The sequence below is a fragment of the Shouchella sp. JSM 1781072 genome, from assembly GCF_041949915.1.
In the GTDB taxonomy this organism is placed as follows: domain Bacteria; phylum Bacillota; class Bacilli; order Bacillales; family Bacillaceae_D; genus Shouchella.
The window spans coordinates 517,340-532,502 of record NZ_JBHFQE010000002.1; the positions used below are offsets into that span (position 1 = coordinate 517,340).

The 15,163-nt window shown below is 40.6% G+C and carries 17 protein-coding genes; 5 read left to right on the forward strand and 12 right to left on the reverse strand.

Annotated features, from left to right (window positions below; all coding sequences use genetic code 11):
* Positions 1 to 80: 80 nt before the first annotated feature.
* On the forward strand, positions 81 to 1,529 hold the full coding sequence (locus ACE1TH_RS12160; protein ID WP_099302919.1) for a carbon starvation CstA family protein: 1,449 nt from the start codon (positions 81 to 83) through the stop codon (positions 1,527 to 1,529).
* Positions 1,530 to 1,580: 51 nt separating this feature from the next.
* Here ACE1TH_RS12160 and ACE1TH_RS12165 read toward each other — a convergent pair whose 3' ends face one another.
* The 4 genes from ACE1TH_RS12165 to ACE1TH_RS12180 all read right to left on the reverse strand — a co-directional run bounded on the left by ACE1TH_RS12165 (position 1,581) and on the right by ACE1TH_RS12180 (position 4,906).
* Positions 1,581 to 2,567, reverse strand: a complete 987-nt coding sequence (locus tag ACE1TH_RS12165) for a phosphotransferase (RefSeq protein WP_375079126.1) — start codon at positions 2,565 to 2,567, stop codon at positions 1,581 to 1,583.
* Entirely contained in the window at positions 2,557 to 2,979 is a 423-nt protein-coding gene (locus tag ACE1TH_RS12170) for a VOC family protein (RefSeq protein ID WP_099302923.1), read from the reverse strand. Before ACE1TH_RS12170 ends, ACE1TH_RS12165 begins: the two co-directional genes overlap by 11 nt.
* A 153-nt stretch (positions 2,980 to 3,132) precedes the next feature.
* A complete protein-coding gene (locus ACE1TH_RS12175; RefSeq protein ID WP_375079127.1) occupies positions 3,133 to 4,272 on the reverse strand; it encodes a dicarboxylate/amino acid:cation symporter in 1,140 nt (379 codons plus the stop codon).
* Positions 4,273 to 4,456: 184 nt separating this feature from the next.
* A complete protein-coding gene (locus tag ACE1TH_RS12180; RefSeq protein WP_375079128.1) occupies positions 4,457 to 4,906 on the reverse strand; it encodes a YhjD family protein in 450 nt (149 codons plus the stop codon).
* A gap of 235 nt (positions 4,907 to 5,141) precedes the next feature.
* Here ACE1TH_RS12180 and ACE1TH_RS12185 point away from each other — a divergent pair, with 235 nt between their 5' ends.
* Positions 5,142 to 5,291 (forward strand): hypothetical protein, encoded by a 150-nt coding sequence (locus ACE1TH_RS12185; RefSeq protein ID WP_375079129.1) that lies wholly within the window; start codon positions 5,142 to 5,144, stop codon positions 5,289 to 5,291.
* A gap of 53 nt (positions 5,292 to 5,344) precedes the next feature.
* Here ACE1TH_RS12185 and ACE1TH_RS12190 read toward each other — a convergent pair whose 3' ends face one another.
* Complete coding sequence (locus ACE1TH_RS12190) at positions 5,345 to 5,854, reverse strand: GNAT family N-acetyltransferase (protein WP_176554379.1); 510 nt, start codon at positions 5,852 to 5,854, stop codon at positions 5,345 to 5,347.
* A gap of 394 nt (positions 5,855 to 6,248) precedes the next feature.
* Positions 6,249 to 6,578, reverse strand: a complete 330-nt coding sequence (locus tag ACE1TH_RS12195) for a tRNA-binding protein (protein ID WP_099302933.1) — start codon at positions 6,576 to 6,578, stop codon at positions 6,249 to 6,251.
* A 480-nt stretch (positions 6,579 to 7,058) separates the two neighbouring features.
* Between ACE1TH_RS12195 and ACE1TH_RS12200 the strand changes: the two genes are divergently transcribed.
* A complete protein-coding gene (locus ACE1TH_RS12200) occupies positions 7,059 to 8,141 on the forward strand; it encodes a S8 family peptidase (RefSeq protein WP_375079286.1) in 1,083 nt (360 codons plus the stop codon).
* A 105-nt stretch (positions 8,142 to 8,246) separates the two neighbouring features.
* Positions 8,247 to 8,924, forward strand: coding sequence for an SOS response-associated peptidase (locus tag ACE1TH_RS12205; protein WP_375079130.1), 678 nt, complete (start codon positions 8,247 to 8,249; stop codon positions 8,922 to 8,924).
* A 49-nt stretch (positions 8,925 to 8,973) separates the two neighbouring features.
* On the opposite strand, the gene ACE1TH_RS12210 is transcribed toward ACE1TH_RS12205, so the two are convergent.
* Entirely contained in the window at positions 8,974 to 9,123 is a 150-nt protein-coding gene (locus ACE1TH_RS12210; protein ID WP_176554380.1) for a hypothetical protein, read from the reverse strand.
* Positions 9,124 to 9,289: 166 nt separating this feature from the next.
* Here ACE1TH_RS12210 and ACE1TH_RS12215 point away from each other — a divergent pair, with 166 nt between their 5' ends.
* Complete coding sequence (locus ACE1TH_RS12215) at positions 9,290 to 10,399, forward strand: glycerol dehydrogenase (RefSeq protein ID WP_375079131.1); 1,110 nt, start codon at positions 9,290 to 9,292, stop codon at positions 10,397 to 10,399.
* A 13-nt stretch (positions 10,400 to 10,412) separates the two neighbouring features.
* On the opposite strand, the gene ACE1TH_RS12220 is transcribed toward ACE1TH_RS12215, so the two are convergent.
* The 5 genes from ACE1TH_RS12220 to rbsD form a co-directional block, all read right to left on the reverse strand.
* Positions 10,413 to 11,294 carry an alpha/beta fold hydrolase gene (locus tag ACE1TH_RS12220; RefSeq protein ID WP_375079132.1) on the reverse strand — a complete coding sequence of 294 codons (882 nt, stop codon included), beginning with the start codon at positions 11,292 to 11,294 and terminating at the stop codon, positions 10,413 to 10,415.
* A gap of 71 nt (positions 11,295 to 11,365) precedes the next feature.
* Positions 11,366 to 12,304: a ribose ABC transporter substrate-binding protein RbsB gene (gene rbsB, locus ACE1TH_RS12225; protein ID WP_375079287.1), complete on the reverse strand. Its 939-nt coding sequence runs from the start codon at positions 12,302 to 12,304 to the stop codon at positions 11,366 to 11,368.
* Positions 12,305 to 12,327: 23 nt separating this feature from the next.
* Complete coding sequence (locus ACE1TH_RS12230; RefSeq protein WP_375079133.1) at positions 12,328 to 13,272, reverse strand: ABC transporter permease subunit; 945 nt, start codon at positions 13,270 to 13,272, stop codon at positions 12,328 to 12,330.
* Complete coding sequence (locus tag ACE1TH_RS12235; protein WP_375079134.1) at positions 13,259 to 14,758, reverse strand: sugar ABC transporter ATP-binding protein; 1,500 nt, start codon at positions 14,756 to 14,758, stop codon at positions 13,259 to 13,261. Before ACE1TH_RS12235 ends, ACE1TH_RS12230 begins: the two co-directional genes overlap by 14 nt.
* A gap of 14 nt (positions 14,759 to 14,772) precedes the next feature.
* On the reverse strand, positions 14,773 to 15,162 hold the full coding sequence (gene rbsD, locus ACE1TH_RS12240) for a D-ribose pyranase (protein WP_099302945.1): 390 nt from the start codon (positions 15,160 to 15,162) through the stop codon (positions 14,773 to 14,775).
* Between the last annotated feature and the right edge of the window lies 1 nt (position 15,163).

The following is a 15,163-nucleotide window of genomic DNA, read 5'->3' on the forward strand; positions in this document are numbered from 1 at the left end:
AAAATATGTAGATTTTTCGACAATATTTTTATATACTTATGAAAACGCTATCATAAAACTTACAACTAGGGGGTTATGCGGTGTATACATTTTTACTCGGTATCATTCTTCTTATTATTGGTTACTTCACTTACGGGAAAATTATTGAACGGATTTTCGGCGTCAAAGCAGCAAGACCGACTCCTGCTTATGCCAATCGTGACGACATCGATTATCTGCCAATGAGCACACCAAAGAACTCTTTAATACAGCTTTTGAATATTGCTGGCACCGGACCTGTATTCGGACCCATTATGGGTGCACTCTATGGCCCTGTTGCCTTTATCTGGATCGTGGTTGGTTGTATTTTCGCTGGTGCGGTTCATGATTATTTAACCGGCATGATTTCCATTCGAAATAAAGGAGCGCATCTTCCCCAACTAGCTAGCAAGTTTTTGGGCAAATCCATGCGTCATATTGTAAACGCATTTGCGATTCTATTACTTCTATTAGTAGGTACGGTTTTTGTTTCCACACCCGCTAGTTTGCTTCATGTTTTAATGGACGGCCGTATTGCACTTGGTATTATTATTGGAGTGATATTCTTATATTATATTCTAGCAACCCTATTACCAGTAGATAAAATCATTGGTCGCCTCTATCCATACTTTGGTGCCATTCTTATTGTTAGCTCTTTAGGTGTTGGAATCGGCATGCTCGTTACTGGCGCACCTATTCCAGAATTATCTTTAACGAATTTTCATCCTGACAATTTGCCTATTTTCCCACTAATCTTCTTTACCATTACGTGCGGGGCGTTATCAGGTTTCCATGCGACGCAAACGCCTATTATCTCGCGTACAACGCAACACGAAACCCAAGGCCGAAAGATTTTCTATGGCATGATGATCGCGGAAGGAATTATTGCGATGATTTGGGCAGCAGCCGCGATGAGCCTTGTTAACGGTTACGGAGGCTTAAACGAAATGCTTGCTGCAGGTGGACCAGGAGCTGTCGTAACAGAAGTCTCAACTTTATTACTTGGTGCAATCGGCGGAACCATTGCTGTGCTAGGCGTTGTTGTGCTACCAATAACATCTGGAGACACTGCATTTAGAAGTGCACGAATGATTATTGCCGAGTATTTTAATATTGCGCAGAAGAAATTACTAAGCCGATTATGGATTGCCCTTCCATTGTTTGCGATTTCCGTAGTTTTGACGCAGATTGATTTCAACATTCTCTGGCGTTACTTTAGCTGGGCAAACCAAGCGACCGCTGTAATTGCTTTGTTCGTCGGTGCGATGTACCTTTACATTGCGCGCAAGAATTACTGGGTCTCGCTTATTCCAGGAACCTTTATGCTTGTTATGGTCATCACCTACATTTTAAATGCTCAAATTGGCCTTAATCTACCAATGCCAATTTCATGGGTCGGGGGCGTAATTGGTGCGATTGTGTTAGTCGTTTTATTCTTTATTCAAGCGAAAAAGAACCGTGCGAACAATCTACCACTTGAAGTCGAAGTAGATTATAAGCATTCCGCTTAAGCATAAATAAAGCGTTTTACAAAAGATCAGGCGATGCTGCCTGATCTTTTTTTATGCTTCCTGCCCGCCTATTTTTCGTAAAAAATCATTTAACTCAAATTGTTTTACTTCGTACGTCATGGTTCCGGTTTCATCTAGAAGTAAATTTAGAAAGAATAAATAGAAGTAGGATTGTTTAAGCTCAGGCTTATAAACAAGGTTGAACAGCCCGAATAGATCCTTCAAACAGTCATCATATGCTCCGTCCATATATTGATCATAGTAAGAATGGTTTTGATGCACATCCAGTTCATTCCAAATAAATCTGTAGAAATCATAAAAGAAGAGGTATTCTCCTGACTCATCCCAGTCAATATACCATAACACTCGTTTATCCTTGTTTTTTTCTACTAATAGATTCTCGCTCCATAAGTCGCCATGTAGCTTTACAAACGGAAAAGCTTCATCCAATAACGAAGGATAAATGTTGTTAATAATTGTTTCAAAATCATGGCGGTGTACCGTATTTGAACTCGTTTGCAATAGCTGAGACATTGACTGCTTCGTAAATTGAGAAGATTCGATGACTGAACAAAAGTAGTTCTTGTAGTCTCGAAAGAGTGTCTTCAGTATAAATGCATCATCTTGCTGGTCATTTGGTACAAACGGAATAGCTTCTTCTTTGATGATCAAGTTGATATCGTCTTTAAAAAGTTGCTTTGGCAGCTGAAAATCATAAGAGAAGTGCTCATTATTTTCAATTTTTCTAAGATAGTTTTCTTTGTTTGCACAAAGAGTCAACACTTCAGTATTTGAGAAAATCCTTATGTCCCCACTGCTACTAAACCAAAGGATCTTACCAGCAAATTGTTTCTGTTCATCAGCAATGTTCCATACTTCGGTTGTTCCCTCAACGTTTCGACATATCGGGTGATGTTGTTTCGACTCGTGAAAAAAGATTCGAAAATCTGTGCTAAACTGATAGCTTCCCGCCGCTAAATAGGCGCTATATGCCATCACTTTCTCTACTTTTTTTTCCTTCTCTTCATTACTTATCATGGTTGCACACACTACTCTCTGGAGCCACAAGCTCCACTTTTATTCGGTCGGGGTCTTCCACATACACTGCATAGTACCCCTCTCCTCCAGCAAAAGGATGCGTAGCTTCATATAAAATGGGGACCTGCTTATGCTTAAATGCCTCGGTCATTTCATCAATATGAGCGGTTGATTTCGCATGAAACGCAAGGTGATTTAAACCAACACGTTTTCGATGATAAGGAGGGTCCAGATACTTTTCTTCCGTTTGTACAAAGACCATATAGGTATCACCAAGCTTCCAGCTCTTCCCCTCGTCCCATTCTTGATACTTCTCATAGCCTAGCGATTCTAATAACCATCCCCAAAACTCGGTACTTTTCTTTAAATCTGATACGTACAGTTCAATGTGATGCAATAATCCTACTGTCATAGTACGACTCCTCTACAATGTCGTTGGGCTAAGGTGACCTATCTTTTTTATGAATATTCTATCATAAGAACATACATTCTGTATAGCGCAAATAAAAAAACCAAGAGGGGGGTTCCCTACTTGGTTCCATTTGTTTAAACGGTTCTATAGCCCTTACTCCTTTTTACCCCCATTTACAATGAGAGCAATCGCTCCATCCCCTGTAACATTTGTGGCTGTTCCGAAGCTGTCTTGGGCAAGGTAAATTGCAATCATAAGCGCAATCGCAGCTTCATTAAATCCGAGCATGGACGAAAGAATTCCAACTGCTGCCATTACTGCTCCTCCTGGAACACCTGGTGCAGCAATCATAATGATGCCGAGCGTTAATATAACTGGAATCATTCCGATAAAACCAGGAAATTCAAGTCCTGGCATCATATACATAACTGCCGTTGCAGCTGTAAGAATCGTAATGGTGCTTCCTGACAGGTGAATATTGGCACAAAGCGGCACAACAAAATTTGCGATTGAATCTTTAATACGATTTTTCTTGACCGCATTTACGGTTACCGGAATCGTTGCTGCACTGCTCATCGTTCCAAGCGCAGTTACATAAGCCGGAATCATATTTTTCATTAAGCGAAACGGATTTTCTCCGTTGACAATACCAGCAATTGTATACTGCACAATCAGCCAGATCAGGTGCATGCTAATGGCTAAGATAAGCACAATAGCAAAGACACTTAACGTTTCGAATACGGCTCCTTCATAGGCCATTTCTGCCAATACACCCGCAATATAAAAAGGCAATAAAGGAAGAATAACCTTACGAATCACAAGTTCTACAATTTTCTGTCCTTCATCAACAACACGTTTAAACGTTATCGATTCTGTCGCCGCAATTCCAATTCCTAGGACGAAGGCTAAGACTAGCGCGGTCAATACACCAAAGATTGGTTCAAGTTCAAAATCAATCAAAGCATCTAACCCTTCAGGTGCGGTTGCTTCAGTCCCAGAAAGACCAATCATAGGAAAGATAATCATCGCTACTGTAACGGCGAACATCCCTGCTAAAATCGTTGATACATACGCAATACTAATAGTCGCCCCGAGTAACTTCCCTCCTCCTTTTCCGAGATTTGCAATTCCAGCGGCAATAAAAAAGAGAATAATAAGCGGCACCATAAAGAAAATAAAGCTACCAATTACATCACTAATTGTCACCATAAAACGTGCAATATCTTCATTTGCAACAAGTCCTATTATTATACCAAGTACTATACCGAGTAATAAACGTACAATTAACTTCATGTTCCCTCTCCCTTAATCATTCTGTATTTATACAAAGGATGTTTGTCATTATAGCACGGACAAAGTTTAAAAAGCTATTGTCTTTTTTTGTTAAGACTAGTCTTCCTTTACATTCTCTTTTTTTAACACTTCATTCCATAACAACTCTTCATTGATCTCTTCTAAAGGAATACTTAAGGCCTCTTCAAAAGGACAACCCGTTTCTTTCGCCATCTTGTTCTCTCTCTTTCGTCAGCTTCCAGTAGTCTGCAATAAGCGCTTTTATTTGTTGCTTTAGTTGTGTTGGGGTTCCTCCTGTTTGCGCTACTCTTCCTTTATGCCAGTATGACCAGTTCATATAGCTTCTCGTCGCTTCAATCGGCGTGTCGCTCACTTTCACGCCCTCTTGTTTTAAATAACGCTTCATATAATAGAGATCATTGCTTAATAATGCCATCATACGTTGAAGTCTTCTAAGATATGTCGATGTTGAAGGCGCAAGGTTCTCGTTTTGCTCTAAATCGCATAATTGTTTATGAAGAATAGCTTTAGCCATGTTTGTTAATAACAATGTCCGCACGGTAAAAACAATGTCGTCGTTTGTATCTAGATCTTGATAAAAATCGAACAAATCTATTTCCTGTTCATCCTTCATCTTTTACCCTCCAATTGCTTGTAGTATATACGAACGTACATTCTATATACTAGAGGATAATGTTTCCATTATGACAACGAGGTGAAAGAATCCTGCAAAATCTACAAATTGTGAATAGAAAGTTTGTAAAGTTCCGTTTACGCTTGTCCCTCTACTAATAGGGTTGATACAATAACAACAATTCAATTGTTCATGATCGATGACTACTACAGGCGTAGTTAAAGGAGAGGTTCAGATGGATAAATTAAGTAAACAAGTGAGTGAGCTATCTAAGTATGAAGCTGATTTAAAACGCAAAGATTTCAAAGCCATAGCAAAACAACAGCTCTATATTCAATCAAAACTTATTGAAGAGACAAAAATTTTAACGCTAAAAAACAAGTAAATCCCATATAAAAAACCACGCTCTATAGAGAAGCGTGGCATCGTCATTAAACGTTAATTGTATAATTCAGCAAAAATCCAGTCTTTGAATACATAAAACCGCTCATCGTTTAACGGTTGTGGATAAGCCATTACGTTTAATGGCATCGGCTGTCTATCTTCTCCTAGCGCAGGTTGAATGTAGCCGTACGAACTGAAGTGAAAGCCGTTGCGTTCGTAGAAGGCAACACGACGTTGCTTTAATTCGTCATCTGGTGGCTCTACTTCAATGATTACTGGCTTGTTTACTTCTTCAAGCATGTGCTTTAAAAGCTTCCCCCCTAAGCCTCCGTTACGATAGGCTTCTCTAACAGCAAAGTGTTCCAGGAAAACAAAGTCTTCTGTTTCCCACACAGCAAAAAAAGCAGCAATGTCTTGATTCTGCTCGTAAATGTATACATTGTAATTTTCTCTGTCCAATAATCCTTTTTGGACAGTATACGAGCGAAATTCGTCTTGTGGAAAACTTTCCTCAAATAGCTGATAAAGCTCATCAAACTGTTCATCTTTAAGTGTTGTTAACATGCTCGCCATAACCCTCAGTCAATGTAAGTATTTCATTCGAATGCTCGAACGATGTTATTACTAGTATATAAAAAAAGACGTAGCGTCGCAAATGAGGTTCGCTCAATCACCCAAAGAGCAGCATTAGTGGTGCTACTCTTTTTAGGCTTGAGCAATAGGGACAATTCCCATCCTCTATTATAAGTGAATAAAAGTAATAATGTAAGTTTTTATAAGCGTTTTTTTCAATCACTTAAAATCACTTAAAAAGTTTTCTTTCTTCAAAAACAATTTGTACACATGATCCAAGCACAAAAAGTGGATAAGTTACAAGTTATACACATAAAAATGTGGATGTATCCGCTTTATGTGGATAATCTCACCACATTAAATTGAGTTATCCCCAATTCATCTATTAGCCGACTCTCGTTCCATTTGCAACATTCGTCTCAGGTTGAATCAAGACTACATCGTCTTCTCCCGGCACAGCTCCGAGCACGAGAATCTCCGACGTATAGCCAGCAATTTTCATTGCAGGAAAGTTAACAACGGCTAAGACTTGTTTTCCCACTAATTCTTCAGGCTGATAACGTTTTGTGATTTGAGCTGAAGACGCTTTTATACCTAATTCCCCTAAATCCACTTGCAGTTTCATTGCAGGTTTTTGTGCTTCGGTAAATAACTCAGCTTCAACGATGGTTCCTACACGAATATCAAGTTTGTTAAAAGTATCAATTGTAGCCATAAGAACGCCTCCACTTTTTGATTGTCGTTTCATCCATCATATCACAATCGATTAAATGGTTAAGCACAGATGACATTCTTTACAAACGTTACAAAATGAATGGCTCCCCTTTCAATTACATGACACAATCGGTTATTCCTCCTTAACATTTTTCCAATATTTCCTTATAAAAGAAATGACATCTACATATCTGAGATGAAGGTATTTTTGTCGATATTCGTCTGAAATTTTCAGGGCGCCACCTTTATTCATTTTCCCAATCTAACTTCCGTTGTTTTATCAGCATAATTGGTTCAATTCGCTTATTTTTATTGGTTATTTTAGTTATTAATTCTGAAAATCACTCCCATGTTTCCCAATAAAAATGCGCCTTTATGCGTGCTATCGTAATGAACAAGCTAGCGAACACCCATTTTGAACTAGGAGGCGTTACCATTGAAAAAAAGACCACATCTTATTATCGCAGGGACAACGATCGCTATGATTGCTCTGGTAGGAACACCATCTATTTCAGAAGCAGCTGAGGACAAGAAGTCCTATCTAATCGGCTTTGAAGCAGCTGAAGAAGTCGAACAATTCACAACAGATTTAGAAAATGAAGTAGGAATTCAATCTACCGATGAAATTGATGTAACCTATGAATTTAAAGATATACCTGTTCTTGCCGTTGAAATGACTGAGGAAGAATTTAATGAATTAGAATCAGAGAATGGCATTTCTTATATTGAAGAGGATCAAGAAGTAACGACTATGGCGCAAAGCATTCCTTGGGGTATTGATCGAATCGGCGCACCAGCTGCTCAAGCTGCAGGCGTTACTGGCAGTGGCGTAAATGTCGCTGTTTTGGACACTGGAATTGATCCACATCCTGATTTAAATGTTCAGGGCGGTGTGAGTTTTGTGCCTGGAGAAAGTGGTTCCGATGACGGAAATGGGCACGGGACGCATGTGGCCGGAACGATTGCTGCATTAGATAATAACGAAGGCGTCTTAGGCGTTGCACCTGATGTTGATCTTTTTGCAGTAAAGGTATTAAGTGCATCTGGTTCAGGCTCCATTAGTTCCATTGCTCAAGGACTCGAGTGGGCAGCAGATAATGACATGGATGTAGCAAACTTAAGCCTTGGTAGCCCTTCCCCAAGTCAAACATTAGAACAAGCTGTTAACGATGCCTCAGATAGTGGTGTACTCGTGGTGGCCGCTTCAGGAAATTCTGGCACCGCTTCTCTTGGATATCCAGCACGCTACGAAAATGCAATGGCGGTAGGTGCTACGGATCAGTCTGACAATCTGGCAAGCTTTTCGCAATATGGCGAAGGTCTTGACATTGTTGCACCAGGTGTCGGAGTAGAAAGTACGTACCCAGGTGGAGGTTATGATAGCTTGAGCGGTACATCAATGGCAACGCCACATGTTGCAGGTGCTGCGGCGCTTGTCAAACAGCAAAACCCTGGCTGGACAAATGAACAAATTCGCGCACACTTAAACGATACAGCAACAGACCTTGGCGATTCATTCCGATTTGGAAGTGGCTTGTTAGATGCTGAAAATGCTTTGCAGTAATATGATTTCGCACGTAGGAACAACTTACCTGTTTCTACGTGTTTTTTTCATGAGATCCATCATACCTGGTAATGCTACACGTATCATGTAGCGGAGGCGAAAAAAATGTGTGGTCGCTTTACTTTGTTTCATTCTTCAAATGAATTAGAGAAGGTATTTGAAATCTCGTTTCCATCTATTGAACCGAACTATAATCTTGCGCCATCACAACCCATTTTAACCATTTCCAATGAAATGAACGAAGCGAAAGCTAGCTTTATGCGATGGGGCTTAATTCCTTACTGGGCAAAGCGTGAAGACGTTGGACAAAAAATGATCAATGCCCGTTCAGAAACATTGCACGAAAAGCGCAGTTTTAAAAACTTACTTGCGAACAATCGCTGCATCATTCCAGCCAGCAGTTTCTATGAATGGAAAAAAGAAAATGGAAAAAAGCAACCTTATGTCATTGAATCTACGGATCAGCAAGTCTTAGCCTTCGCTGGACTGTGGGATTCTTGGAGAAACACCAAAACCAACGAAACCATTCAATCGTGTACAATTTTAACGACAGTCGCGAGCGAGAACATCAAAACCATTCATCCTCGAATGCCTGTTGTTTTGGAAGAAGGCAATCGACAAGCATGGCTTGACCCTACCATTACGGACTATGATAAACTGTCCTTTTTATTTCAGCCTATTAGTCCTAAGCATCTTCAATCTAGAAGGGTAAGCACCTTAGTAAACAACCCAAAACATAATGGCCCTCAACTAGAGACAATAAAAAAGACAGCGCATTTGTAAAAAGCTGTCTTCCTTCATTATGTATGTATTCTCACTTTTTCATCGAAGCTTAAGATGGTTTAGGTAGCAACTCTTTTTCTTTACATTCTTCACAAAAAATTTCTGCTTGTGCTCGATTAGGTTCAAACACGACCGTTAACCAATCTTCTTCATCGACCTCCCTTTTACAATGCGTACAAAACAATTCATTATGTATCATTCTTCTTAATAACCCCCTTATTCCCATTTACCCGTTCACTGTATAATTAAACATAAAATTACATTTTTTCTAAAAACATATGTACTTCAACCAATTTTTCCCACAGTTTATAACTTGTTTTCTCAGGGTAATTTAAGACTAGAATCGATTTGAAAGGTGATGAACGATGAGCGAAAAAATCTTTATTAGTCCAAGTAAATATGTGCAAGGCCGTGACACGCTAGATAAATCTGGCGAGTATATTTCTGGTTACGGAAAAACAGCAATGGTCATTGCAGATAAAACTGTATGGGATATTGCAGCAACCCGTGTCGCTGGTAGCCTAAAAGAACATGATCTCCATGTAATTGAAGTGATGTTTGAAGGAGAAGCGTCATCAAAAGAGATTGAACGAATTAGCGAACAAGCAAATAAAGAAAACGTTGATATTATCGTTGGTGTTGGAGGCGGGAAAACACTCGATACGGCTAAAGGCGTTAGAGATTCCGTAGAGGGTGCGGCATGCGCTGTTATTCCAACAACAGCCTCTACAGATGCGCCCACAAGTGCCTTATCCGTTATTTATTCCGATAAAGGTGTTTTCGAGCGCTATCGCTTTTATACTAAGAATCCTGACCTTGTCCTTCTCGATACAGCAATCATTGCTGCAGCGCCTCCACACTTCCTCGCAGCTGGCATTGCAGATGCATTGGCAACATGGGTCGAAGCGCGAGCAAGCTTAGAAGCACGTGGGACAACAATGGCTGGCGGACAAGCAACCATTGCTTCAAAAGCTATTGCAGAGAAATGTGAGCAAACGTTATTTGAATATGGACTACTTGCATATGAATCAAATAAACGTCAAGTTGTCTCTTATGCACTTGAACAAATTGTTGAAGCGAATACGCTATTAAGTGGGTTAGGCTTTGAAAGTGCTGGACTCGCACTTGCCCATGCGGTTCATAACGGATTCACCGTCTTAGATGGCGATATCCATAAAAAGAGCCATGGTGAAAAAGTCGCGTTTGGTATTTTAACTCAACTTGCTTATGAAGCACGTGACAAGGAAGAAATCAATCGCTACATTTCACTACTTCAACAACTTCATCTGCCAACGACGTTTGAAGATCTTCATATTAAAGATCTTGATCGTGATGAATTGAAAAAAGTGGCAGAAACCGCTCTTCAAGAAGGCGAAAGCAGCCACAATATGGCAAGTGTTCCAACCGTTGATGATGTTGTCGATGCGATGATAGCTGCAGATCAGTATTCTATTGCTTATCGTGAAAACAACTAAAAAACAAACAGCGCTACCGCCGGCTCTCATTCACTTGGGAGCCGAGTTGTAGCGTTTTTTGTTGCAGGTTAAATTTCAAAACTTCTTGTTTAAAAAGGGTTGGTTCTTCTAGAAACGGATAATGATTGCTTTCTTCAAACAGTTTCAGGTGAGCACTTGGAATAAGCTCTGCCATCTCAATTGAATAATTTACCGGGCACTGAACATCATGCCGCCCACAAAGAATAAACGTAGGCGTCTGAATGCGATAGAGTTGTTTAGTTACATCAAAGATTTTTACTTCTCTACTAAAGAATGCCAATCGTCTTCTATTCAGATCTTTCCTAATTTCTCTATTGAAATATTCATGATATTTCGATGGGTAAAAAAGGGATAATTTTGTTCTCTCAACCTTACTTAACCCTCTCTCTTCAGCTGTTAACGTTACATCAGTGATTTTATTAAGGAGTTGCTGCATTTTCTTATAAGAAGGATGCTGATTATGATAAATACAATCCAATGAATTCGAAGCGTATTCACGGGCTGCCGCACCTACTAGAATTAAACAAGATAAACATTGTGAATAATGGATCCCATATAAAACACCTAGCATCCCTCCTGTTGAATGGCCCGCGAATCCCCACTTGCTTAATCCACAGGCAGTACGTATTGCTTCTAAATCATAGATCGTTTCAACCATACTTAGCTGATACGGTTCCATCATACGTTCAGAATGACCAGCCCCTCTGAGATTTATTAGAAACACCTTATAAGAAGAAGTAAACACTTCAGCAAAATAATCTCCTGATTTATTGAATGTAGAGTAGTGGTGCGTTACGCACAAAGGTGCACCCTTTCCCTTTATAAACACTTCGAATACGCCTCTTTTCGTTACGAGCATTTGTTGTTTCCACATATTGACACCGTCCATTTCGAAAATAAAACACTCCCCTTACCCTTTTCGGTAAGAGGAGCGTGAGTCCTTTATTATTGGTTAATTAACTCAAGTTCAACAGGAATAAAGTCTTCTACCTCTTCGTCATTGAGAACGGAATATGCCGCTTGGACAGCTTCCTCCCCAATAAGTGTAGGTTGTTGTGCAATCGTTCCAGCAAGTTCGCCATTTTCAACGGAAGCTACTGCATCATCGGTAGCATCGAAACCTACCACAACAATATCGTCACGACCTGCTGCTGAAATCGCTTCAAGTGCACCTAATGCCATTTCGTCGTTATGAGCAAATACACCCTCGATGTCTGGATTACTTTGAAGAATATTTTCCATAACGGTTAACCCTTCTGCACGGTCAAAATTTGCCGGCTGACTCGTTGCTATATCAAGCGATTCTTGCGCAACATTGTGAAAGCCTTCTCCTCTTTCACGAGCGGCAGATGCACCAGGAATGCCTTCTAATTCAGCAACAAGAGCTCCTTCCCCTACTAATTCTAGTAAGTACTCTCCAGCCATCTCGCCTCCTGCAACATTGTCCGAAGCGATATGCGTGACAACCTCTCCACCTTCTGCATCACGGTCAACCGTAATAACTGGAATACCCGCATCATTTGCAGATTGAATTGCTGCCGATACGGCCGATGAATCAGTTGGGTTGATCAAAATTAAATCGACTCCACGTTGAATTAAATCTTCTACGTCATTGACTTGTTTGGAACTATCGTCTTGCGCATCAACGGTTTCAATACTCATTCCCAGTTCTTCTGCTTTTTCAACAGCTCCGTCTTCTAATGTAACAAAGAATGGGTTGTTTAATGTTGACACGGATAACCCAACGGTATATTCACCGTTCTCTTCGCTGTCCCCTGAGCCGTTGCCGTTTTCTGCATCGTCTGAACCTGGTGAATCCATCGAACATGCTCCTAAAAATGCCGCTAACCCTACTGTTGCGAATGTTAATGTTACTTTTTTCATCATGATCTCTCCTCTGATTTAAATTAAGCTGTTTTTCTACGATCTAGTAAGACCGCCAGCAAAATAACGCTCCCTTTTACAACTTGTTGAAAAAATGAACTGACACCTAGTAAATTTAATCCATTATTTAAAACACCAATGATTAAAGCACCGATGAGTGTACCTACAATCCAACCTCTACCACCTGTTAAACTTGTTCCACCTAACACAACCGCAGCAATGGCATCTAGCTCATACATCGTTCCTGCTGTAGGCTGAGCAGAATTTAAACGAGATGTTAATATCACACCTGCAACCGCTGCCAAAAAACCCGTTAACGAGTAGACATAAATTTTAATTCGATCCACTTTGATTCCAGATAAGATGGATGCCTCTTCATTCCCACCTACCGCGTACACTCGACGACCAAACGTGGTTTTCTTTAAAATGAAGTAGAGGATTAGAAAACTAATCAGCATCGTAATGGCAGGCATCGGAATACCAAAGAAGTAGCCGCCGCCAATCATTTGGAATAACGTTGAGTCACCTAGACCAGAAACCGGGCGACCATCGGTGAACATTAAGGTTGCACCACGATAAATCGTCATTGTCGCAAGCGTAGCGATAAAAGGAGCTACCTTTCCTTTTGCGATAATGATGCCGTTAATAGCACCTAAAATCGCTCCAACAAGCAAGCCAACAAGAATCGCGAGGACAGTATCCACGCCTGACGCAAGCATTGTAGCTGTCACTGCACCAGAAAAAGCAAGGATGGCACCGACGGATAAATCAATTCCACCTGTTAAAATGACAAACGTCATCCCAAATGCAATGAGTGCGTTAATCGACACTTGTCTAAGGACGTTTAACAAGTTCGCCGTCGAAAGAAAGCTTGGATTTAAAATGCTAATAACAAGAATAATTAAAAATAAGCCAATAAACGGACCAAGCGTTGCAGCAAGTGCTTTAAATCTTTTATTGTCGAACATGTTTTTCTCCTCCAGTCGCTTCATGCATGATGGCTTCTTCCGTTAACTCGTGGCGATCAAGAATCTTCAGCATCTTGCCTTCAAACATGACACCAACTCGACTACTTAATCCAATGACTTCCGGTAATTCTGACGACACCATCAAAATCGCAACCCCTTGTTTTGCTAATTCGTTCATAATCGTATAAATTTCTTTCTTAGCCCCTACGTCTACGCCACGGGTAGGTTCATCCAAAATAAGAACTTTCGGTTTTATTCCAAGCCACTTTGCGATGACAACCTTTTGCTGGTTCCCTCCACTTAGAGATTTCGCTTGCTGATTCGGCCCAGACGTACGTACGCCAAGTTTCTTTACTAGCTCTTCATAGAGCTGCTGTTCTTTTGTCCGCAGCATGATGCCCGATGATGAAACCGCACTCAAATTTGTTAAGCTAATATTGTCTCGCACGGAAAAATCGACGATCAATCCTTTCGATTTACGATCCTCTGAAACGAAACCAATGCCTTTTTCAATCGCTTGAATAGGTTTTTTAAAGATTACCGGTTTGCCGTCTAATTCAACTGTGCCGCTAGCGACCTTACGGTAACCAAATAGGCTCTCAACTACTTCCGACCGACCAGCACCCATTAATCCAGCAATGCCAAAAATTTCTCCAGCTCTGACGTCAAAGGAGACGCTTTCAAATTCTCCTTCTCGAGAGATTCCCTTCACAGCTAACTTAACCTCTCCAGGCTTTAAATCGTAATCTGGAAAGCGCCCACCTAACTCACGACCAACCATGAGTCGGACAATCTCATCAAAATCTGTTTCCTTAATAACCTTTGTCGCCACATACTGACCATCTCTTAGCACCGTAATTCGCTGGCAAAGGGAAAAAATTTCTTCCATACGATGCGAAATATAGACAAATGTCACGCCTTTTGCCTGAAGACCTCTCACAACTTCAAAAAGCGTATCAATCTCTCGATCAGTTAAAGCTGCAGTAGGCTCGTCCATAATAATAACGTCCGCATCGGTCATAAGCGCTTTGGCAATTTCAATAATTTGCTGTTTGCCGACAGATAAATTCCCGGCACGTTCAGTCGCCTTTATATGAAGACCTAGTTCCGCTAATTGCTTTTCAGCTAAACGATTCATTTCCTTCGTTTTTAACCAACCAGTTTTCCAAACAGTTTGCTCATTTCCTAAAAACAAGTTCTCTGCAACTGAAAGCTCAGGCAAAATATTTAATTCTTGGTGAATTACCGTAATGCCATCACCTTCCGCGTCTTTTGGATGAGTATAAGACACATCTTTTCCTTTTACACGAACGTTGCCACCATCACGAGGATAGATTCCTGTCAAGATTTTCATCAATGTTGATTTCCCAGCGCCATTTTCCCCCATCAGTGCGTGAATTTCGCCTTTTTCCAGAGAAAAAAAGACGTTCTTTAACACTTGGTTGCCGCTAAATGCTTTATCAATGTTCTCCATTTCAACAATCAAACGCTTGTCCTCCTTTAGAATAAAACGCCTGCTCGTAAAATGACGTTAGCAAAAGGTGTAGACTCCCCAGTCCGAATAACGGCTTTCGCTTTGGCGGTTTCAACTTTCAAATCTTGATGTGGCAAGTAGTAGGTTGGCAGCCCTTTGCTTTGAATAGCGGCATGAATACACGGATTCTGTTCACTTACTTCTTCCGCCGCAATCATCGCTTCAACTTCCATATCTTCAAGCACTTCTTCCAACACATCAATAAAGGAAGGAAACCCTTTCCGAAGCGATAAATCAATACATTCAACGCCTGAAGGGATTGGAAGCCCACAATCTGCAATGACAATATGATCTGTATGACCTAGCGTTGCCAAAATCCGTGCAATATCTCGATTCAGTATGCCAGTCTTCTTCATT

Excerpts from the sequence above, each read along its gene's own strand:
- ACE1TH_RS12165 (WP_375079126.1), bottom strand. The coding sequence starts at position 2,567 with ATGATAAGTAATGAAGAGAAGGAAAAAAAAGTAGAGAAAGTGATGGCA.
- ACE1TH_RS12170 (WP_099302923.1), bottom strand. The coding sequence starts at position 2,979 with ATGACAGTAGGATTATTGCATCACATTGAACTGTACGTATCAGATTTA.
- ACE1TH_RS12175 (WP_375079127.1), bottom strand. The coding sequence starts at position 4,272 with ATGAAGTTAATTGTACGTTTATTACTCGGTATAGTACTTGGTATAATA.
- ACE1TH_RS12180 (WP_375079128.1), bottom strand. The coding sequence starts at position 4,906 with ATGAAGGATGAACAGGAAATAGATTTGTTCGATTTTTATCAAGATCTA.
- ACE1TH_RS12185 (WP_375079129.1), top strand. The coding sequence starts at position 5,142 with ATGGATAAATTAAGTAAACAAGTGAGTGAGCTATCTAAGTATGAAGCT.
- ACE1TH_RS12190 (WP_176554379.1), bottom strand. The coding sequence starts at position 5,854 with ATGTTAACAACACTTAAAGATGAACAGTTTGATGAGCTTTATCAGCTA.
- ACE1TH_RS12195 (WP_099302933.1), bottom strand. The coding sequence starts at position 6,578 with ATGGCTACAATTGATACTTTTAACAAACTTGATATTCGTGTAGGAACC.
- ACE1TH_RS12200 (WP_375079286.1), top strand. The coding sequence starts at position 7,059 with ATGATTGCTCTGGTAGGAACACCATCTATTTCAGAAGCAGCTGAGGAC.
- ACE1TH_RS12205 (WP_375079130.1), top strand. The coding sequence starts at position 8,247 with ATGTGTGGTCGCTTTACTTTGTTTCATTCTTCAAATGAATTAGAGAAG.
- ACE1TH_RS12210 (WP_176554380.1), bottom strand. The coding sequence starts at position 9,123 with ATGATACATAATGAATTGTTTTGTACGCATTGTAAAAGGGAGGTCGAT.
- ACE1TH_RS12215 (WP_375079131.1), top strand. The coding sequence starts at position 9,290 with ATGAGCGAAAAAATCTTTATTAGTCCAAGTAAATATGTGCAAGGCCGT.
- ACE1TH_RS12220 (WP_375079132.1), bottom strand. The coding sequence starts at position 11,294 with ATGTGGAAACAACAAATGCTCGTAACGAAAAGAGGCGTATTCGAAGTG.
- rbsB (WP_375079287.1), bottom strand. The coding sequence starts at position 12,304 with ATGAAAAAAGTAACATTAACATTCGCAACAGTAGGGTTAGCGGCATTT.
- ACE1TH_RS12230 (WP_375079133.1), bottom strand. The coding sequence starts at position 13,272 with ATGTTCGACAATAAAAGATTTAAAGCACTTGCTGCAACGCTTGGTCCG.
- rbsD (WP_099302945.1), bottom strand. The coding sequence starts at position 15,162 with ATGAAGAAGACTGGCATACTGAATCGAGATATTGCACGGATTTTGGCA.